The sequence below is a fragment of the Pseudomonas sp. YuFO20 genome (assembly GCF_035064975.1).
GTDB lineage: Bacteria > Pseudomonadota > Gammaproteobacteria > Pseudomonadales > Pseudomonadaceae > Aquipseudomonas > Aquipseudomonas putida_AE.
Genome location: NZ_JAXDEO010000086.1, coordinates 1 through 18,625 on the forward strand (window position 1 = coordinate 1; position 18,625 = coordinate 18,625).

19 protein-coding genes are annotated in these 18,625 nt (G+C 63.3%); 9 read left to right on the forward strand and 10 right to left on the reverse strand.

Annotated elements, in window-relative coordinates; translation table 11 throughout:
• The first annotated feature begins 460 nt into the window (after positions 1 to 460).
• Genes SOP85_RS28710 through SOP85_RS28720 form a run of 3 tightly spaced genes read left to right on the forward strand, consistent with a single transcriptional unit; the run spans position 461 to position 4,071 of the window.
• Entirely contained in the window at positions 461 to 1,774 is a 1,314-nt protein-coding gene (locus tag SOP85_RS28710; RefSeq protein ID WP_323629082.1) for an amino acid permease, read from the forward strand.
• Positions 1,767 to 3,047 carry an aspartate aminotransferase family protein gene (locus SOP85_RS28715; RefSeq protein WP_323629083.1) on the forward strand — a complete coding sequence of 427 codons (1,281 nt, stop codon included), beginning with the start codon at positions 1,767 to 1,769 and terminating at the stop codon, positions 3,045 to 3,047. The genes SOP85_RS28710 and SOP85_RS28715 overlap by 8 nt, the downstream gene beginning before the upstream one ends.
• A 10-nt stretch (positions 3,048 to 3,057) precedes the next feature.
• Complete coding sequence (locus SOP85_RS28720) at positions 3,058 to 4,071, forward strand: phosphotransferase enzyme family protein (RefSeq protein ID WP_323629086.1); 1,014 nt, start codon at positions 3,058 to 3,060, stop codon at positions 4,069 to 4,071.
• 122 nt (positions 4,072 to 4,193) lie between these two features.
• Here SOP85_RS28720 and hpaC read toward each other — a convergent pair whose 3' ends face one another.
• On the reverse strand, positions 4,194 to 4,703 hold the full coding sequence (hpaC, locus tag SOP85_RS28725) for a 4-hydroxyphenylacetate 3-monooxygenase, reductase component (RefSeq protein ID WP_323629087.1): 510 nt from the start codon (positions 4,701 to 4,703) through the stop codon (positions 4,194 to 4,196).
• Positions 4,704 to 4,960: 257 nt separating this feature from the next.
• Here hpaC and SOP85_RS28730 point away from each other — a divergent pair, with 257 nt between their 5' ends.
• On the forward strand, positions 4,961 to 5,590 hold the full coding sequence (locus SOP85_RS28730; protein WP_274076163.1) for a response regulator transcription factor: 630 nt from the start codon (positions 4,961 to 4,963) through the stop codon (positions 5,588 to 5,590).
• Positions 5,591 to 5,741: 151 nt separating this feature from the next.
• On the opposite strand, the gene feaR is transcribed toward SOP85_RS28730, so the two are convergent.
• The 9 genes from feaR to SOP85_RS28775 form a co-directional block, all read right to left on the reverse strand.
• On the reverse strand, positions 5,742 to 6,662 hold the full coding sequence (feaR, locus tag SOP85_RS28735; RefSeq protein WP_323629090.1) for a transcriptional regulator FeaR: 921 nt from the start codon (positions 6,660 to 6,662) through the stop codon (positions 5,742 to 5,744).
• A 151-nt stretch (positions 6,663 to 6,813) separates the two neighbouring features.
• Positions 6,814 to 7,764: a PDR/VanB family oxidoreductase gene (locus SOP85_RS28740; protein WP_323629091.1), complete on the reverse strand. Its 951-nt coding sequence runs from the start codon at positions 7,762 to 7,764 to the stop codon at positions 6,814 to 6,816.
• Between the two features lie 151 nt (positions 7,765 to 7,915).
• Entirely contained in the window at positions 7,916 to 8,656 is a 741-nt protein-coding gene (locus SOP85_RS28745; RefSeq protein WP_323629092.1) for an SDR family NAD(P)-dependent oxidoreductase, read from the reverse strand.
• Between the two features lie 10 nt (positions 8,657 to 8,666).
• Entirely contained in the window at positions 8,667 to 9,167 is a 501-nt protein-coding gene (locus SOP85_RS28750; RefSeq protein WP_323629093.1) for an aromatic-ring-hydroxylating dioxygenase subunit beta, read from the reverse strand.
• Positions 9,164 to 10,447 (reverse strand): aromatic ring-hydroxylating oxygenase subunit alpha, encoded by a 1,284-nt coding sequence (locus tag SOP85_RS28755; protein ID WP_323629095.1) that lies wholly within the window; start codon positions 10,445 to 10,447, stop codon positions 9,164 to 9,166. The genes SOP85_RS28750 and SOP85_RS28755 overlap by 4 nt, the downstream gene beginning before the upstream one ends.
• A gap of 23 nt (positions 10,448 to 10,470) precedes the next feature.
• Positions 10,471 to 11,595 (reverse strand): amidase, encoded by a 1,125-nt coding sequence (locus SOP85_RS28760; RefSeq protein ID WP_323629096.1) that lies wholly within the window; start codon positions 11,593 to 11,595, stop codon positions 10,471 to 10,473.
• The gene (locus SOP85_RS28765) at positions 11,592 to 12,062 is read right to left on the reverse strand and encodes a nuclear transport factor 2 family protein (protein WP_323629097.1); all 471 of its coding nucleotides are present in this window, start codon (positions 12,060 to 12,062) and stop codon (positions 11,592 to 11,594) included. Before SOP85_RS28765 ends, SOP85_RS28760 begins: the two co-directional genes overlap by 4 nt.
• A gap of 3 nt (positions 12,063 to 12,065) precedes the next feature.
• Positions 12,066 to 12,437: a hypothetical protein gene (locus SOP85_RS28770; protein ID WP_046816379.1), complete on the reverse strand. Its 372-nt coding sequence runs from the start codon at positions 12,435 to 12,437 to the stop codon at positions 12,066 to 12,068.
• A 28-nt stretch (positions 12,438 to 12,465) separates the two neighbouring features.
• Complete coding sequence (locus SOP85_RS28775; protein ID WP_323629099.1) at positions 12,466 to 13,629, reverse strand: acyl-CoA dehydrogenase family protein; 1,164 nt, start codon at positions 13,627 to 13,629, stop codon at positions 12,466 to 12,468.
• Between the two features lie 314 nt (positions 13,630 to 13,943).
• Here SOP85_RS28775 and SOP85_RS28780 point away from each other — a divergent pair, with 314 nt between their 5' ends.
• The 5 genes from SOP85_RS28780 (at position 13,944) to SOP85_RS28800 (ending at position 18,536) form a co-directional block, all read left to right on the forward strand.
• On the forward strand, positions 13,944 to 15,431 hold the full coding sequence (locus SOP85_RS28780; protein WP_323629100.1) for a sensor histidine kinase: 1,488 nt from the start codon (positions 13,944 to 13,946) through the stop codon (positions 15,429 to 15,431).
• Positions 15,432 to 15,664: 233 nt separating this feature from the next.
• The gene (locus SOP85_RS28785) at positions 15,665 to 16,816 is read left to right on the forward strand and encodes an amine dehydrogenase large subunit (protein WP_323629102.1); all 1,152 of its coding nucleotides are present in this window, start codon (positions 15,665 to 15,667) and stop codon (positions 16,814 to 16,816) included.
• A gap of 14 nt (positions 16,817 to 16,830) precedes the next feature.
• Positions 16,831 to 17,370, forward strand: coding sequence for a MauE/DoxX family redox-associated membrane protein (locus tag SOP85_RS28790; protein ID WP_323629104.1), 540 nt, complete (start codon positions 16,831 to 16,833; stop codon positions 17,368 to 17,370).
• 5 nt (positions 17,371 to 17,375) lie between these two features.
• Positions 17,376 to 17,996, forward strand: coding sequence for a methylamine dehydrogenase accessory protein MauD (gene mauD, locus SOP85_RS28795; protein ID WP_075949195.1), 621 nt, complete (start codon positions 17,376 to 17,378; stop codon positions 17,994 to 17,996).
• Between the two features lie 18 nt (positions 17,997 to 18,014).
• Positions 18,015 to 18,536, forward strand: a complete 522-nt coding sequence (locus tag SOP85_RS28800; protein ID WP_027620621.1) for a methylamine dehydrogenase light chain — start codon at positions 18,015 to 18,017, stop codon at positions 18,534 to 18,536.
• The last annotated feature ends 89 nt before the right edge of the window (positions 18,537 to 18,625 follow it).

Below are 18,625 nucleotides of genomic sequence, written 5' to 3' on the forward strand. Positions count from 1 at the left end.
ACTCCCACACTTTGATCTTTGCCACACACAAATCCCGTGTTCACTGAAGATCCCTGTGGGAGCGGGCTTGCTCGCGAAGAGGCCATCAAATCCAACATCCCTGGCGACTGACACTCCGCCATCGCGAGCAGGCTCACTCCCACACTTTGATCTTTGCCACACACAAATCCCGTGTTCACTCAAGATCCCCCTGTGGGAGCCAGCCTGCTGGCGATGAGGCCATTACTTCCAACATCCCTGGCGACTGACACTCCGCCTTCGCCGGCAAGCCAGCTCCTACAAGGATCTGCTGCGGACTGAAAAGCCTCACCCAATCTGGCACCCACAACCAACCACCTGGCATGCGCACAAACATGCCGCGTCGCACCCCACGCGTAGTATCGAAGCGCGTAAAGCAACGCTGAACCCCTCCATTCCTCACTAAAACAATAAATCGGCCCTCGGGTCGCGGGAGACTTCTGTGCTCAAGAAAAGTGCGTTGGGCTGGCCAAAGATCGCCGGCCTTGGAATTGCGTTGGTGGTGGCCGGGCAGTTTTCCGGCTGGAACTTTGGGCTGGCGGCCGGTGGTTGGTTGAACATGCTGGTCGCCACTTTGTTGATGGCGCTGTTGTGCGGTGGGCTGGCGTTGTGTGTGGCGGAACTGTCCACCGCGTTGCCCAGCGCCGGCGGTGTGTTCGTGTATGCGCAAAGTGCCTTCGGGCCGTTCGTGGGTTACCTGGTCGGCGTGGCCTGTGCGTTGGCCTTGACCATCGGCACCGGCGCGGCGGCGACCTTCATTTGTGCCTATACCGAGTCGATTTTCGGGCTTGGTGGCTGGCCGGTGAAGATCGTCCTGTTCGCGGTAATCATTGGCATCCACCTGCGCGGCGTGGGTGAGGCCATGGGCCTGACGTTCATTGCCGGTGTGATCGCCGTCGTCGCCCTGCTGACCTTCGGCGTGGCCATGGCACCGCATGTCCAACTGGCCAACCTGCTGGCGTTGCCCGCCAATGTCGCCACCCCGGTCAGCCTCGGCGGCGTCTTCGCCTGCGTGCCTTTCGCGATCTGGCTGTTCATCACCGTCGAGCAGACCGGTTCGGCGGCGGAAGAAGCTGAAAACCCCGGCCGTACGATGCCACGCGGCATTCTTGCCGCCATCGGCACCCTGTTGGTCACCGCGTTGGTGGTGCTGGTGTGCGCACCGGGCGCTGGCGGTGTCGAGTTGGTGGGCTCGGCGGGCGATCCGCTGTACGCGGCGATGTCCAGCAACAGCGCGTTCGGTGCGGACTCGTGGCTGGCCAAGGTGATTGGCTGCGGCGGCGTGTTCGGTTTGATCGCGACCTTCTTCTCCCTGGTTTACGCGGCCTCCCGGCAGCTGTTCGCGATGGCACGCGACGGCCTGTTCCCGCAGTGGCTGGGCAAGACCGGCAAGCGCGGCACGCCCTGGCCGGCGCTGTTGCTGATCGGCGCCATCGGCCTCCCGCTCTCGGAAGTCGATCCGGCCACCGTGATGCTCGCCGTGGTCCTGCTGCTCAACGTCTGCTACCTGTTCATTTTCGGCGCCTACCTGCGCATCAAGCGCAACCAGCCGGACCTGCCACGCCCATTCACCCTGGCCGGCGGCACAGTCGTCGCCTGGCTGGGCCTGGCGCTGACGCTGGTGGTGATCGCCGCCTGCTTCCAACTCGACCTGCTGATGCTGATCGCCCTCGGGGCGACCTTCGTCCTGTGCATTTTCAACTTCCTGCTGCGCGCCCGTCGCAGCCCTGTCATCGAGGTTCCAGACCATGCTTGAAGCCACCCTGTTGCAACGCCGTCACCGCGTGCTCGGCAGCGCCTCGCCGCTGTTCTACGACAAGCCCCTGCACCTGGTGCGCGGCGAAGGCGTGTGGCTGTTCGACGTCGAGGGGCGCCGCTACCTCGACGTCTACAACAACGTGCCCTGCGTCGGCCACTGCAACCCCCACGTGACCGACGCCATGCACCGCCAGGCCACCACGCTGAACATCCACACGCGCTACCTCGACGAGCAGGTGGTGCGTTATGCCGAGCGCTTGACCGCGACCTTCGGGCAACCGCTGGACACCGCGATGTTCACCTGCACCGGCACCGAGGCCAACGAACTGGCGCTGCGCCTGGCGCGCTACGCCAGCGGCGGCACCGGCATCATCGTCAGTGACTATAACTACCACGGCAACTCGGCGTCGCTGGCCGAAGTCACCACCGCCCTGCCCTCACCGGAACCCTTCGCCGCCCATGCCCGCGCCGTGCCGATTCCCTGCCTGTACCACGCGCCGGCCGGCACCGCCGAAACGCAGCTGGCCGAGCAATACGCGGCCAACATCGCGGCCGCCATCGCCTCGCTGCAGGCCCAGGGCATTCGCCCGGCCGCGTTGCTGATCGATACCCTGTTCGCCAACGAAGGCTTGCCCCGGGTGCCGGCGAGTTTCGTCGCCAAGGCCGCCGAGTTGATCCGCGCCGCCGGTGGCCTGTTCATCGCCGATGAAGTGCAATCGGGGTTCGGCCGCACCGGCGATCATCTCTGGGGCCATCAGGCCCACGGCGTCGTGCCGGACATCGTCACCCTGGGCAAACCCATGGGTAACGGCTACCCGCTGGCGGGGCTGATCACACACAAAGCGCTGGTCGAGTCCTTCGGCCGCAACGCCATGTACTTCAACACCTTCGGCGGCTCGCCTGTCGCGGCGGCGGTCGGCATGGCGGTGCTGGACGTGATCGAGGACCAGCAACTGCTGCGCAACGCGCAAAACGTCGGCGCCTACGTGCAGCAACGCCTGCAAGGGCTGGCAGGCAAGCACTCGATCATCGGCGACGTGCGTGGCAAGGGCCTGTTCTTCGCCATGGAGCTGGTGCGCGACCACGCCAGCAAGGAACCCGCCGGGCTGGAAGCGCGCAAGGTCGTCAATGACATGCGCGAGAACGGCGTGCTGATCAGCAAGATCGGCGCCGGCGACAACATTCTCAAGCTGCGCCCGCCGCTGGTGTTCAGCCGCGAGCACGCCGACCTGTTCGTCGACACCCTGGACCACGCCCTGAGCGCAATTTGAGGCCTCTGCCATGACTGAATTCCATACCCTGAACCATGATCAGCAAGTCGCCCGGTTGCACGATCTGGCGCGCCACGCCCTGCAACACTGGGAGGGCGAGTTCGGCGACATCGAACTGGTGAAATTCCGCGAGAACGCGGTGTTCTCTGCCCGCCGCCACGACGGCCAGCGCGTAGCCCTGCGTATCCATCGCAACGGCTATCACTGCGAAGCGGCGCTGCGCTCCGAGCTGCAATGGATGGAGGCGTTGAAAAGCGCGGGGATTACCGTGCCGCAGATCATTCGCGCCCAGGACCAGCGCCACCTGATCGAAGTGAGCCATGTCGAGATCGGCCAACGGCATGTCGACATGCTCGCCTGGTTGCCGGGCGCTACTGCCGGCACCTCGGAGGCTGGGGTGCAGGCCGACACCGAGATCGACTTTCTGTTTGCCGAGGCCGGCAAGATGGCGGCGCGCATTCATCTGCATTCGGCGGATTGGCAGCAGCCGGACGAGTTTGTCCGGCATGCCTGGGACGAGGAAGGCCTGATCGGGGCGAATCCGTTCTGGGGGCGATTCTGGGAGCTGGAGCATCTGGGCGATGAGCAACGGGACCTGCTGCAACAGGCCCGGCGCACGGCCCGGCGTGACTTGCGGCAATACGGCCGGCACCTGGGCAACTTCGGCATGATCCACGCCGACCTGGTCCCGGAAAACCTGCTGATCGAAGGCCCGCAGTTGCGCCTGATCGACTTCGACGACGCCGGGTTCGGCTGGCACATGTTTGAGCTGGCCACCGCCCTGTACTTCTGTCTCGATGACCCGCGTTATGAACAGATCAAGGCGGCGCTGCTGGAGGGTTACCACGCGCTCAAGCCGCTGACCGAGGCGGATCGAAAGACGCTGGCGCTGTTTTTGATGCTGCGCGGCACCACGTACCTGGGCTGGATTCATACCCGCCAGGGCACGCCGACGGCGATTGAAATGGCGCCGATGTTGATTGAGCGGGCGTGCAGGTTGGCTCGGGAATATCTGCAGGCCTGATCCACCGCTTTCGCGAGCAAGCCCGCTCCCACATTTGGTCCTCGTCGAACACAGACTTTGTGTTCACTGGAGATCGAGTGTGGGAGCGGGCTTGCTCGCGAAGAACGATGACGTGGTCTCAATCAAGCCGCGCTGGCATGCTCAAGGCGATGGAACAAGCGGTTGAAATACACCAGGCTATCGCGCGGCTCCCGCACGCCGACATTATCCAGCTCCACGAACATCACCGAGTGCGAACCCACTTCCTTGCACTCGCTGATCCGCCCCTGCAGTTGCACCAGGGCATCGCGCAGCACCGGCACTTCGGCGGCGCCGTCGTCCCACAGGTCCCAGGCAAAACGTTCAGCCATGGGCACCTGGGTCATGCCGGCGAAGTGACGGGCCAGCTCTTCCTGTTCGCCACACAGCACGTTGACGCACAGGCGACCGTTGGTGCGGAACACGTCGTGGGTGGCGCTGTTGCGGTTGACGCACACCAGCACCGTGGGCGGCGAGTCGGTGACCGAGCACACGGCGCTGGCGGTGATGCCGCAGCGGCCGCCCGGGCCATTGGTGGTGATGATGTTCACCGCAGCAGGCAGCTGCGCCATGGCGTTGCGAAAGTCGATTTGCTGCTGGCTCAGGTCGGCCATGTCGATGCCCCTTCCTTCAGGAGGACCGCTTTGAAGCGGCCCGTAGGTGATGGAACAAGACTAAGGCTGCGCGCGCGCTGCAACCATTCTGACGATCCCCATGGCGAGGTTGGGTTTCCGCTAGTCGACTAGGTGGTTTCTTTATCGCAAGGGCCGCCGACAGTGGGTATTCTGCTTACAGGCTGGAAAACACACAGCCGATGCGTGCCGCGCGTTCGCGTGCGAAAACAATAATTAGAATTTTCGTGGCAGCCCTGATGCAAACCCGCAAACCGATTGTTTACATCGTTGACGATGACAAGGACCTGCGCACCTCTCTGGCCTGGCTGCTGGAGTCGGTCAGCGTGCAGGCGCAGTGCTTCGCTGGCGCCGATGAGTTCCTCAGCCAGTACGACCCCCAGCAGCCCGCTTGCCTGGTGCTGGATGTGCGCATGCCGGAAACCAGCGGTTTCCAGTTGCAGGAGATCCTCAACCAGCGCGGCAGCACCTTGCCGACCATTTTCGTCTCGGCCCATGGCGACATTCCGATGTCGGTCACGGCGATGAAGAACGGCGCCCTGGACTTCGTCGAGAAGCCCTACAACCCGCAGCAGATGATCGACCGCATCCAGGCGGCGCTAAAGACCGCCGTGCACGCCCAGGCCGACCAGCAACAGCGGCAGAACCTGCAGGGCAAGCTGGCGCTGCTGACCAGCCGCGAGCGGGAAGTGTTGATGCTGGTGATCGATGGCAAGGCCAGCAAGGTGATCGCCCGGGAGCTGAACATCAGCGTGAAGACCGTTGACGTGCACCGCACCAAGATCAAGGAGAAGATGGGCGTGAGCAGCATTGCCATGCTGGTGCGCGAAGTGCTGCATTTGCCGGTGGATGAGCCGGCGCGGCATTGACTATCGAGTACAGTCTCAAAAATCAGGTTGACTGTCCCGCCGCCTTCGCGAGCAAGCCCGCTCCCACATTGGATCTATGTACGACGCGGATCAAATGTGGGAGCGGGCTTGCTCGCGAAGGGGCCAGTAGTCTCAGCATCAATGGCGGGTGTCAGTGCTGGCTGTAGCGCTTGCGATAGGCCCCCGGGGACACGCCAAAGCGCGATTTGAAGGCCGACGAGAAGTAGCTTGAATCCGAGAACCCCCAGGCATAACACAGCGCCGACAGCTTCTGCTCGACATCGCTGCGGCGCAGGTTTTCCGCGCAGAAGTCCAGCCGTCGGTGCTTGATGTATTGCGCCACCACCAGGCCGCGCTTGGAGAACATCCGGTACAGGCCGCGCACGGAAATGCCCACTTCACGGGCGATCAGTTCCGGGCACAGTTCTTCGTCGCTCAGGTGCGCGTCGATGAAGGCGATGATCTTGCGGAACTGCCGCTCATGGGAATCGGCAGCGCTTTCACGGGCGCTGATCCCCGGCAGCAACAGGCTGGCCAGGGCGTCGAGCACCGCTTCGCTTTCCTGCATGTCCAGCCCTTCCTGCTGGCGAGTCTCCAGCACCAGCCTATTGGCCATCGCCGCCAGGGGGCTGTTGGCGCCGATGCGCGTGGCGCAGTTGACCGCGTTGAAGTGCGAACCCCGTTCCACCACCTGGCGCGGCAGAATCAGCGACAGCTGTCGGCAATCGTCGTTGTAGATCATGTCGCTCGGGCGGCTGGCGTCGATCAGGGCGATGTCGCCACAGCCCAGTTGCGCGCGGTTGTCGCCCTGCTCCAGGTGCGAACTGCCGCGCAGCTGGAACACCGCGTAGTAATGGCCGTCGCTGCTGGTGCTGACGTCCTTGCTGGTGCGATACAGATGCACGTGCGCCATGTCGACCACACTGAGGTTGATCGCGCCGCTACGAAATTCCGTCAATTGGCCATAGAAGTCGGTGTCCAGCGCCCGGGCGTCGAAACGCCCGCAGGCCTGGTTCACCTGGCTCAACCAACTTTCGAACGCCTCATTGCGCACCGTCGATGCTGTAGTCATGTCCGCAAAGCCTCAGGTTTTTTGTTGTTATTTCTCGACCGCTTCGTCGAGCGGTTCGCTAACACGGTTTTTCTGTAGCCATCACCTCCCTCGATGGCCGCCGGGCGCCATTCAACAGGCTCCGGCGTCAGCTTTCCAGTGAAGAAAGCGCTTAAATGTCCAATACCAGACGAGCGGAAAGTGCCCGGGAAACGCAGGCGCAGATCTGCTTGTTGGAGGCTTTTTCCTTGTTCGAAAGGCAGTTGTCGCGGTGCTCCGGCACGCCGTCCAGCACCTCGACGATGCAGGTGCCGCAGATGCCTTCGCGGCATTCGGTGTCGATGTCGCAACCGTGAGCCTGCAGCACGTCGACCAGGCTGCTGTCGGCCGGCACGTGCAGCACCACGCCGGAACTGGCCAGCTCCACTTCAAAACCGCCGGCCGGGGCGCTGTTGGCGGCAGGGTCGGCGGCGAAGTGTTCCAGGTGAATGGCGTCGTCGGAACGGGTGCGCGCGGCCACTTCCACCACTTTGTTCATGAACGGTGCCGGGCCGCAGGTGTAGACGTGCGCCGCAGGATTGGCGTGTTCCAGGCAGGCGCTCAATGCGCCGTCCAGGTCCGCCGGTTCCACGCCGTAGTGGAATTGCACATTGTCGGCGAACTTCGTCGCCAACAGCTCAGTAAACGCCGCGTATTGCGCCGAACGGGCGAAGTAATGCAGGCGGTACGGCTGGCCGCTCTGCGCCAGTCGATAAGCCATGCTCAGCAACGGCGTCACGCCGATGCCGGCGGCGAACAACAGGTGTTCGCGGGCACTTTCATCGAGACGGAACAGGTTGCGTGGCGCGCCCATTTCGAGCTCCATGCCCTCTTCCACCTGCTCGTGCAGCGCCAGGGAGCCACCGCGCGACTGCGCTTCTTTTTTCACCGCCACCAGATAGGCACGGCGATCCTCTGGCGGGCTGCACAGCGAGTACTGGCGGGTCACGCCGGTCGGCCCGGTGAGGTCGACGTGGGCACCCGGTTCATAGGTGTCGAGCGGCTGGCCGTCACTGCGCACGAGGCGAAAGGAACGGATATCCAGCGCTTCGTCGACGATCCTTTCGATCTTCACCTTCATCATTGCATCACCTGACTATTTATTTTCTTGTTAAACACAGCCCCACCTGTAGGAGCTGGCTTGCCAGCGATGGCGGCCTTCAGTCTTGCATCGCCTATGTTGACGCCTTCGCCGGCAAGCCGGCTCCTACAAGGGTTATTTTCCGGGTTGGACATCAGCGCATGAACAGGCCGCCGTTGACGTCCAGGCACGCGCCGGTTACGGACGTTGCGTTGTCGGCGATCAACAACAACACGCTGTCGGCGATGAACGCCGGGTCACCGAGGGTGCCGGCCGGGATCATTTTCAGGATCTGTTCCAGACGCTCCGGGGCCACGGTTTCGCGCACCACCGGCAGGTCCAGGGGACCTGGCGAGATGCTGTTGACAGTCACCCCTTGCGACGCCAGTTCACGGGCGAAGACTTTGGTCAGCGTCGCCACGCCGCCCTTGGCCGCCGCGTAATGGGCGCCGGTGGCGGTGCCGCCGTTCTGCCCGGCCAGGGAGGCGATGTTGACGATGCGGCCAAAGCCACGTTCGGCGAAGTGGGCGCCGAACACCTGGCAGGCGACAAAGGTGCCGCGCAGGTTGATCGCCATCGACTCGTCGAACTCTTCGGGCGTGATGTCCATCAGCGCCGCGACTTTCGACACGCCGGCATTGTTCACCAGGATGTCGGTGCCGCCCCAGTGCGCGGCGAGCAGGTCGCGGGCGCGCTGGAAGTCGGCCTTGCTGCGTACATCCAGCTCGATGGCGACGGCCGTGGCGCCGCTGCCGTCCAGCTCGGCGGCCAACGCCTGCACGCCATCGAGGCGCACATCCGCCAGGCCAACGTGATAACCGGCGGCGTGCAGACGGCGGGCGATGCACTCGCCCAGTCCGCGGGAGGCACCCGTTACGAGGGCTACTCGACTCATGATGTTGCCCTCACAGAAGGAAGCCGAGCGCGCTCAGGCTGTCGGTAGAGTTGATCAGCCGCACCACTTTGCGCTCCAGGGTCGGCACGCCATCGGTGAAGCGGATGCGGTGGTTCAGGTCGGCCACGAACGGCGTGTGCACCCCGCGCTTGTAGGCGTATAGCAACTGCGCCGAATTGACTTCGACGATGTCGCCAGCCGCTTCCACCAGGCGGAAGCGCGAGACGGTGCGGATGGTTTTCGCCGCGTCCACCGCCGACGGCGAGTAGCCGGCGGTCAGGCGTTCGATGCGCAGGTCACGCATGCGTGCGTCGTCGTAGGCGTAGTTCAGCGTCGCTTCGAAATCCTCGGTGTCCGGGTCGATCGGCACGATGTACTTGCCGCTCTCGCTCCACAGGGTCGACCACTCGGCGTAGTGCTTGTGGTCGAGCAGTTCGGCTTCGCGCCAGATGAATTCGATGGCCTGGGCCAGCGGGCCGGAAAAGCCGTTCAGCGTGTCTTGATTACTCATTGGCTCATCATCCTTTTCCACATGTCGTAGGCACCGCGCATGCCGCCCTCGTCGGTGGCGTGGCTGACCTTGTCGCCGTTTTCAGCGGTGATTTCGCGGTTCAGGCCGCGGTTGACCAGGATTGGCGCGTCGACGCCGGCGTACGAGCCGCGCTGTACGCGGTCCCAGGCTTCAGCATCGTCGGGGCTGCCGAAACCGAACGGGCCCTGGAAGTGTTCGTGAATGCGCATGCGTTCGCGGTTGGCGATTTCCGGGCCGCCGTCCATGCCGAGGGCGACGTGACGGATCTCGGTTTCGGTGACCGACACCGGACGCAAGACGCGGAAGAACGACATCGACATGGCGATGTTGGGGAACAGGTTCAGGTTGAAACCGGCGCCGTGCAGCGAGCGTACGATGCGGCGTACTTGATCCGCCGGCATGGTTTTCGACAGTTCGTCAGTGACGTGGGCGAAGCGTTCCTGCAACTGCTCGGTGCCGTCATCGTGATCCAGATCGACGTGCTCCGGCACCATCACCATCACGCTGTGGCCATTGCCCAGCGAGTGGGTCACGGCTTGCTCGTCGGTCATGAACGAGAGCATTTCCGAGGTTTCTTCATCCACCGACGACATGAACGACTTGTGCACGATCGGGAAGTGATAACCGTCGGTGGTGTTTTCCAGCTGGATCTTCCAGTTGCCCTTGAAGCTGAACTTGTGTTCGCCCTGGGTCTTGATCGGGTAGCCGGCGCCCTGTTTCATGAACAGGTCCATCCAGTGTCTGGCGCCGCCGAGGAAGTCTTCCAGCGGCTCGATCTCGTCGTTGTAGCTGGCGAAGACCATGCCGGCGTAGCTTTCCACGCGCAGGCTGGTCAGCGGCAGTTCGGACTTCTCCAGGATGCCTTCATAGCCATCCGGATACGGCAACGCGCGCAGCTTGCCGTCCAGGCCATAGGACCAGCTGTGGTACGGGCAGGTGAAACCGGTGGCGTTGCCCTTGTGCTTCTCGCACACGGTGGCGCCACGGTGGCGGCAACGGTTTTCCAGCACGTTGATGTTGTTCTTCTTGTCGCGAACGACGATCACCGGGCGACGGCCGATGGTGGCGGTCTTGAAATCGCCGCTGTTGCGCACTTCGCTTTCGTGGGCAACCCACACCCAGGTGCGGTAGAAAATCTTCTCGAGCTCGGCTTCGAACAGCGCCGGGTCGTTGTACAGCGAGACGTCGACGCGGTCATGCTGGACCAGGTCTTCGGGGCTTTTCGACGTTGCGATCAGCCGGTATTCATGAGTGCTCATGCGGTTCTCCTCATGGCTTCTTTTTATGATTGATTAGTTGAGGCTTGCAGCTGCGCACCGAAGGCGCAGACCAGTTCGTCCTGACCTTTGCGACCGACGATCTGCAGGCCGACTTTGAGCCCGCCGCAATCGAGTTCCACCGGCACGCTCAGCGCTGGGTGGCCGCTGAGGTTGAAGGGGCGCACCAGCGGCGTCATGCCGGCGACGGCCTTGCTGGCGCTACGCGCTTCACTCAGCGTGGGTGGCAGGCTTGGCATCGTCGGCAGCAGCAATACGGCAAAGTCTTCCAGCGCCGCGTCCACTTGCTGGGTGAACGCTGTGCGCACGGCTTCGGCCTGGGCCAGCTCTTCACGCGTAGTGCGGCTGGCCACCAGCAAGCGTGTTTCTACATCGGAGCCAATCAGGCCCTTGCCGGTCAGGTGGCCGAACGCTGCCCAGTTTTCGAAATTGATCACGGTCAGGCCGGCGGCGAAGGCCGCCTCGAATTCGCTCAGGTGCACGTTGCCGCGTCGCCATCCGGCGCGGTCGGCGGCGGCACCCAGGCTGGCTTGCAGGTGCGGCTCACAGCCCACTTCAAGGAAGGCGACTTTGCAACCGGCGCCCGGCAGACCCTGCACTTCAAAGCCCGGGCAAATCACCTGCATGGCGGCGATCAGATCGTCCATGGTTTTGGCGAACGGCCCGACGCAATCGAGGCTGGATTCCAGCGGATGTGCGCCAACACGACTGACCCGACCGTAAGTCGGCTTGAGCCCGGCGATGCCGCAGCAGGCCGCCGGCACCCGCACCGAACCACCGGTGTCGGTGCCGATGGCGATATCCGCCAACCCGGCCGCGACCGCCGAAGCGGAACCGCTGGACGAGCCGCCCGGCACACGATCCGGCGCTTGCGGATTGATCGGCGTGCCCGTCCAGTCGTTGATGCCGGTGACGCCAAAGGCCAGTTCGTGCAGGTTGGTCTTGCCGACGATCTGCCAGCCGGCGTTGAGGATCGCGTCCACCACTTCGGCGTTTTTAGTTGCTGCGGGTGCATCGGCAAAGGCACGGCTGCCCGAGCGGGTCGGATGGCCGGCGATGTCGATGGAGTCCTTGATGGCCACGCGCTTGCCGTTGCCACCGAGGAGGAATTCGCTGATGAACGTACTCATGCATTGAGCTCCGTGTTGAACAGCCGTTGCGTACGGAAATGCGCGATCAGCCAGGTACCGTCGACACAGCGGAAATCGATGTTCAGACGGGTGCCGAACAGCTCGTTGCGGCCATCGGCGTAGGTGGAGATCTGCTGCATGATCCACTGCCCTTGCGCCGTGCTGCCGTCGACCACGATTGATTCGCTGGTGAGGTAATGCAGGTTCAACCGGAAGTGGTCCGAAGGCGGCAGGTAACCACCGACAAAGGCGGCCACTGCTTCACGTCCGCGATGTTGGCCAAACGTCTGCGCAGTGGAGCTGCCTACGCCTTCCCAGATCGCATCGACGGTGAACAACAGGGCCAATTCACTGGCTTCAACCACCGCCCGCGGCACATCGCACAGGTCCATGTAGCGCGCCATCAAGCGACGCACTGCGCTTTCCCCTTCGAGTGTCTGAAGACGCTGCAGCAAGGCCTCGTTCATGGCTTACACCCTGGCCGCATCAGGGATGGTCAGCGGACGACCGATGCGCGCTTCGATCTTCGCGTAGCGCCACAGGCTGTATTGGCCGACCGGCGTGGTGCGGAACAGGTTGCAGGCGTCGATCACCGACTGGTGGCAGTCGACGTCGGCCATGATGTACACGGTCCAGGGCGAGGTGGTCGACGGGCCGACCATCAGGCGGTCGTCATCCATGGCGCCGAGCACGGTGATGCCGGGCATGGCGCCGAGGTCACCCATCATCTGGCTGAAGCCTTTCCACACGCTCAGGCCTTCGCCGGTGGGCAGGTCGAAAAAGTTCTGGGTGATGCCGATGCAGAAGACGACGCGCAAGGGTTCTTGAGTGGTCTGGGTCATGAGTGTCGATCCTTTTGAAATAGAGAATTCAGATGTAGCCCGGGAACGGCGGTACGCCGAGGAACACCGAGCCGGCGCCGTCGTACAGCCCTTCGCTGAGGAAGGCGTGCTGGGTCACCACCATCGAGTCGCGCAGGTAACGCTGCAGCGGATGGCGCAGGTAAATGGCAGTGGTACCGGCCAAGCTGTAGGCGCTCTGCACCACGGCGGCACCGGCCTGGGACACGTGGATGGCGGACAGGCGCAACAAGCTGGTCTGCTCCGGCGTGACCGGGTTGCCCGCGAGGATCGAGTTCCATACCTGTTCGGTGGCGTTGTAGAAGAAACCGCGCGCAGCACTGAGCTTGGCTTCAGCCTTGGCGATTTCGATACGCACGTAAGCGCGGTCGGATAATTTCGGCGCGCCGGTGATACCCGAACCGCCGGCCATGCGGCTGATTTCATCCAGTGCAGCACGGGCCAGGCCCAGGTTGACCACTGCCAGCACTTGCGCGGCGTAGGCAATCGACGGGTAGCGGAACAGCGGCTCATCAATGGTTGCAGCCCCACCCCGGATAAAGGTCCAGCGCTCGTCGACGCGCTTGTCGGTGACGCGCAAGTCGTGGCTGCCGGTGCCCTTGAGGCCAACCACATCCCAGTTCTCGACGATCTCTACCTGGTCCGGACGCAATACCGCTGTGCGCGGCTTGCCGCCTGCGGCACCGATGCCCACACCCAGCAGGTCGGCGCCTTTGCAGCCGCTGGCAAACTTCCAGGTGCCGTTGACCTGATAGCCACCCTCTACCACCTCGGCCGGTTGCAGCGGAAACAGGCCGCCGGCAAAGACCAGGTCAGGGCTTTGCGAATAGAGTTCAGCCAGGGTTTCTGCTGGCAATGCGGCAAGATAGACGCCGGCGCTGCCGAAGCTCGCGACCCAGCCAGCAGAGCCGTCGGCTTCGGAGATGCGCTCGATCATTTGCAGAAACTTTGCCGGGGCCAGGGCGTCGCCGCCGTAGCATTTCGGCGTGGCGGCGCGGTAGATGCCCACCTGCTTGAAGCGCTCGATCATGTCCCGAGGCACGTGGGAGCCGGCGTCGAAATCGTTGCGGCGTTGGCGTACTTCTTCCAGTACCTGCGCAAAGGCCGGGCTGTCGACGACATTCTCGTCAACGCCGATCGTTGCGTCTTGTTGCACGACCGCTGAACGCAGCATGGGCTTTCTCCGTTTTTCTTATTGTGTAGGAGCGAGCTTGCTCGCGATGGCCGACCAGACACCGCGAGCAATCAGGCGGCCCGCGTCATCGTTGACGCCTTTCGCGAGCAAGCTCGCTCCTACAGGTAATGGGTGATAGTCACCCTTGCATTGCGGTCCAGTGTAAAAACCGCATGCCGGCGCAACTATTGGTGCGTGCAGCCCCCCAGCTAAAGAAAACCCCTAGAACCACACCGGTAACCTCTGAGCGCATCCCGCTGTGCGAGCAGGTATAAAACGCCATACTGCAAATCTCTGCCGCCAAGGGCCGTGCGATGTACTTGCCAAAACCGAACGATTTTTATGCGCTGATCGAAGCCATGCCGCTGTGCATCATTCTTCACGATGCGCAGACCAAGGAAATTCTCTGGGCCAACGCTGCCGCCCTGGCGGCGCTGGGTTTTACCCTGGGGGAACTGACGCCGCTCAAGGCCCCGGACATGACCCGCGACGCACCGAAGTATCGGCGCTCGGTGGGGCTGCGCTGGCTGGAAGGCGCCGCGCGCACCGGCCAGCGCGCCATCGAGTGGTGCTATCGATCCAAGCAAGGCGTCGAGATTCTTTCCGAGGCGGTGGCGACCCTGGTGCACCTGGACGGTCGCGATGTGCTGATGGTGCAGTTTCGCGACATCTCCAAGGAGGACAGGGTCAAGCGTGACCTCAAGCGTTTCGAAAGTCGGCTCAAGGCTTTCATGCAGGACTTGGCCGAAGGCGTGGCGGTGCTGGGCCCCGAGGGTGATATCCGCTTCATCAGCGATTCCGGCGCGCATTTGCTCGCTAGCGAAGTGCGTCAGCTGATGGGCAAGAATTTTCTCGGCTGGTGCGACGACGCTTCACGCCAGCGCCTGTTGCAACAGCTCGCCAACGAAACACCGGAGCACGCGCCGTTCAGCGTTCACTACAAAGTGCAGCGGCGCGACGGCGAGTGGCGATGGCATGACGCAACCTGCCGCTACATCGAGATTGAGGACGATCTGGTCGGGCACCTGCTGTTGTTCCGCGACGTCACCGAACAGGTGCAGGCCGAAGAAGCGCGGCGGGTCAGCGAGCAGAAACTCGAATACCTGGCGCGCTACAACGCCATGGGCGAAATGGCCGTGGCCATCGCCCATGAACTGAGCCAACCGCTGGCCGCCACCCGCAATTTCATCGAGGGCGCGGTGATTCGCCTGGGCAACGCCGCCGATGCAGATCAGGGCGTCGCCTGGGGTCTGCAGAATGCCGTGCGGCAGATCGAGCACGCCTCGGTGATCATCAAGAGCGTGCGCGATTACGTAGTGAAACTGGAGCAGAGCGAAGAGCTGATCGACCTCAACGAGTTGCTGCGCGAAACCCGATACTTCATCAGCCTGCGGGCCGACCCGAGCCTGGTGCGCGTGGACGTCATCACCTCTCCCGAGCCGCTGCGGGTGAGCTGCGAGAAGGTGTTGATCGGCCAGGTGATCCTCAACCTGGCGTTCAATGCGATCGAAGAAATGGCCGACCTGCCCGTCGAACGCCGTTTGCTGCGCATCCATGCCCGCGCCGACAACGGCATGGCGCTGGTGAGCATCGAGGACAGCGGCCGCGGCATCCAGGCCCAGGCGCAAGAGAAGCTGTTCGACGGTTTCTTCTCGTCCAAGGTCAGCGGCAACGGCATCGGCCTGGCGCTGTGCAAGAACATCATCGGCCGTCACCGGGGCGATATCTGGGCGCAAAACCTGGAGCCTTGCGGTGCCGTATTCAGCTTTTCCCTTCCCCTGGCCACCCCCGGCCTCCTGTAGGAGCGAGTTTGCTCGCGAAAAACGTCAGGACGATCCGGTCATTCAGGCAGCGCGCGTTATCGTTGACGTCCATCGCGAGCAAGCTCGCTCCTGCAACATGACACTGGCACAGATACACAAACACTTGGCAGGCAGGGCAATTCCTGGGATTGCCGGGCGAGGCACTATTCGATGGTCAGAATCTGCCCACTCACCCGCGATCCGCGTTACCAACAATTCAGGAAGTTCCCCTCATGCGAACAAACAGGATCTCCGTACAGTCAGCGCTAGGCCTGAGCCTGCTTGTACTCGGTTTGAACAGTGCCCGTGCGGACCTGCCGGCCGACACCGGCATCGGCCAGACCACCCTGGCCTTCCCCGCTGAACCGCACCGCGCGTTTGTCGTCGATGTCGAGTTCGAAAGCTTCGTCGCCGGCCGTGTCACCGTGGTCGACCCGGATCAGAAACGTGTGCTGGGCATGGTGCCGACCGGCTTTGCCGCGCCTTCGGCCCTGAGCCATGACGGCAAGCTGCTCTACAGCGCCGACATCTGGTATTCGCGCGGCACCCGCGGCACCCGCACCGACGTCCTGACCGCCTGGGACAGCTCGACCCTGTCGCCGGCCTGGGAAGTGCTGATCCCGAACAAGCGCGCCGAGTCGCTGACCCAGCGCTACGGCCTGAAGACCAGCGGGGATGACCGTTTCGTCTACGTCTACAACTTCACCCCGTCGACCTCGGTGACCGTGGTCGACACCCAGAGCAAGGCTGTCGCCAGCGAAATCTCGATCCCCGGCTGCGTGCTCAACTACCCGGTGGGCAAACGCCGCTTCGCCTCGCTGTGCGGAGACGGCAGCCTGCAGGTGGTGACCCTCAACGACCAGGGCCAGGAAACCGCGCGCAACCGCACGCCGTTCTTCGACCCGAACGCGGAAAAACTGGTGGAGCGCGCTGTCAACGTCGGCGACACCTACTACTTCACCACCACCACCGGCACCGTGCGCGCCGTGGATTTCTCCGGCGACACGCCGAAAATCCTGCCGAGCTGGTCGCTGACCACCGACGAAGAAAAGAAAGCCGGCTGGGCACCGGGCGGCTGGCAGCTGATGGCCGTCGCGCCGAAGCTCAACCGCCTGTACGTGCTGATGCATGACGCCCACGAACCGATGAAATGGGAAGACCCGAGCCCCTTCATCTGGGCCTTCGATCTCAAGACCATGAAGAAAGTCGCCACCCTGCAAGCCCCGGCACCGGTGTGGAGCATGCAGGCAACCGGCGACGACAAGCCGCTGTTGCTGGGCACCGACGTTGAAGGTGGCTTGCAGATCTTCGACCTCAAGACCAACCAGCACACCGGCAGCATGGCCAAGGTCGCCAAAACCGCGACCCAGGTCATGAGCTACTAAACGAGATTCGGCCCATGCAATCAGATCCGATCTTCATTAATGCCTGCGCCCTCGCCATTTCGGCGCTGCTGGCCAGTGCCGCGACCCACAAGGTGCGCGCCCCGGGGCGCTTCGCCAAACAGCTGGCGGATTATCAACTGCTGCCTGCCGCACTGGTTCGCCCGAGCGCCAGGCTAATCCCGCTGCTGGAACTGGCCATCGCTTTCGCGCTGCTGGTCCCGGTCAGCCGGGGCTGGGCGGCGTTGAGCGCGGCCAGCCTGCTGGCGCTGTACGCCGCCGCCATCGGCATCAACCTGTGGCGCGGTCGTCGCGACATCGACTGCGGCTGTGCCGGTCCAGACCAGGCACAACCGCTGCGCCCGGTGCTGCTGCTGCGCAACAGTGTGCTGGTGGCGCTGGCGCTGCTGGCCAGCGTGGCGCCGGTGGTGCGTGACATGACTGTGTTCGATGGCTTCGTCACCGTGGCCGCCGCCGCTGTCGCGCTGCTCATTTACGCCGCGGCCGATGGCCTGCTGGCGAACTCCCCTCTTCTGCTCAAATTGATTGGTAGGTAATCGAAATGGAAGGCTTGATAGTTTCCAATGTTCTGCTCTGGGTGCTGCTGGTGGCCGTGGCGTTTGTCGTCATGGGCCTGGTCCGTCAGATTGGCGTGCTGCACGGTCGCCTGGCGCCGGCCGGCGCGCTGATGGTCGACAAAGGCGTGGCCGTCAACGAAGCCGCACCGCAAATCACCGCCGCCGACCGCAAGGGCCGCCCGGTGAACTTCGGCTATGCTGGCGAAAAATCGCAACTGCTGTTTTTCCTCTCGCCGACCTGCCCGATCTGCAAGTCCTTGCTGCCGGCGATCAAATCCATCGCCAAAGAACAGGCCGGTACGCTCGACGTGGTGTTCGTCAGCGATGGCGACATGGATGCCCAGCAAGCGCTGATCCGCGAACACAAGCTCGAAGACGCCACCTACGTGGTCGGCCCGGAAGTGGGCATGACCTACCAGATCGGCAAGCTGCCGTACGCCGCCCTGATCGACAAGTCCGGCACCCTGCGCGCCAAAGGCCTGGTCAACTCCCGCGAACACCTGGACAGCCTGTTCGAAGTTGAGCACTTGAAGCACGCCACGCTGCAGCAATACCTCAACGCGCAGCCCCACGACCATGACCACAGCCACGGCCATAGCCACTGATAAGGCAGGGAGACCTTCATGAAACTGCTGGATCTGTTGTTCGAGCGCTCGACGCGCCGTGTTGCCGACACTACTTCGCGCCGCAAACTGCTGTCGCGCATGGGCTCGCTGATGGTGGCCGGTGCCGCCCTGCCCCTGCTGCTGCCCCTGGATCGCACCAGCAAGGCGCTGGCCGCCACTGACCCGAAGGCCGGTGACCCGGGTGATCCGAACAGTTGCGACTACTGGCGCTACTGTTCCATCGACGGTTTTCTGTGCAGCTGCTGCGGCGGATCGGTGACGTCCTGCCCACCGGGCACCGAAGCCTCGCAAGTGACCTGGATCGGCACCTGCCGAAACCCGGCCGACGGCAAGGACTACATCATTTCGTACAACGACTGCTGCGGTAAGCAAAGCTGCGCGCAGTGCGCCTGCACCCGCAACGACAGTGAAGAACCGGCCTACCGCCCGTTCAACAACAACGATGTGAACTGGTGCCTGGCGGCCAAATCGCACATCTATCACTGCACCGTTTCGATCATCCGTGGCGTGGCGGTCTGACACCCACCGCCGGTTGCCCTGGCAACCGGCATTTGATTTGTAGGAGCCCGGCTTGCCGGCGAAGGCGTTTATAAGGACGCCTTCGCCGG

Coding starts and splice junctions, on each gene's coding strand:
- SOP85_RS28745 (WP_323629092.1), bottom strand. CDS start 8,656: ATGAGTCGAGTAGCCCTCGTAACGGGTGCCTCCCGCGGACTGGGCGAG.
- SOP85_RS28750 (WP_323629093.1), bottom strand. CDS start 9,167: ATGAGTAATCAAGACACGCTGAACGGCTTTTCCGGCCCGCTGGCCCAG.
- SOP85_RS28720 (WP_323629086.1), top strand. CDS start 3,058: ATGACTGAATTCCATACCCTGAACCATGATCAGCAAGTCGCCCGGTTG.
- SOP85_RS28765 (WP_323629097.1), bottom strand. CDS start 12,062: ATGAACGAGGCCTTGCTGCAGCGTCTTCAGACACTCGAAGGGGAAAGC.
- SOP85_RS28760 (WP_323629096.1), bottom strand. CDS start 11,595: ATGAGTACGTTCATCAGCGAATTCCTCCTCGGTGGCAACGGCAAGCGC.
- SOP85_RS28785 (WP_323629102.1), top strand. CDS start 15,665: ATGCGAACAAACAGGATCTCCGTACAGTCAGCGCTAGGCCTGAGCCTG.
- SOP85_RS28755 (WP_323629095.1), bottom strand. CDS start 10,447: ATGAGCACTCATGAATACCGGCTGATCGCAACGTCGAAAAGCCCCGAA.
- SOP85_RS28800 (WP_027620621.1), top strand. CDS start 18,015: ATGAAACTGCTGGATCTGTTGTTCGAGCGCTCGACGCGCCGTGTTGCC.
- SOP85_RS28775 (WP_323629099.1), bottom strand. CDS start 13,629: ATGCTGCGTTCAGCGGTCGTGCAACAAGACGCAACGATCGGCGTTGAC.
- SOP85_RS28730 (WP_274076163.1), top strand. CDS start 4,961: ATGCAAACCCGCAAACCGATTGTTTACATCGTTGACGATGACAAGGAC.
- SOP85_RS28770 (WP_046816379.1), bottom strand. CDS start 12,437: ATGACCCAGACCACTCAAGAACCCTTGCGCGTCGTCTTCTGCATCGGC.
- feaR (WP_323629090.1), bottom strand. CDS start 6,662: ATGACTACAGCATCGACGGTGCGCAATGAGGCGTTCGAAAGTTGGTTG.
- mauD (WP_075949195.1), top strand. CDS start 17,376: ATGGAAGGCTTGATAGTTTCCAATGTTCTGCTCTGGGTGCTGCTGGTG.
- SOP85_RS28780 (WP_323629100.1), top strand. CDS start 13,944: ATGTACTTGCCAAAACCGAACGATTTTTATGCGCTGATCGAAGCCATG.
- hpaC (WP_323629087.1), bottom strand. CDS start 4,703: ATGGCCGACCTGAGCCAGCAGCAAATCGACTTTCGCAACGCCATGGCG.
- SOP85_RS28790 (WP_323629104.1), top strand. CDS start 16,831: ATGCAATCAGATCCGATCTTCATTAATGCCTGCGCCCTCGCCATTTCG.
- SOP85_RS28715 (WP_323629083.1), top strand. CDS start 1,767: ATGCTTGAAGCCACCCTGTTGCAACGCCGTCACCGCGTGCTCGGCAGC.
- SOP85_RS28740 (WP_323629091.1), bottom strand. CDS start 7,764: ATGATGAAGGTGAAGATCGAAAGGATCGTCGACGAAGCGCTGGATATC.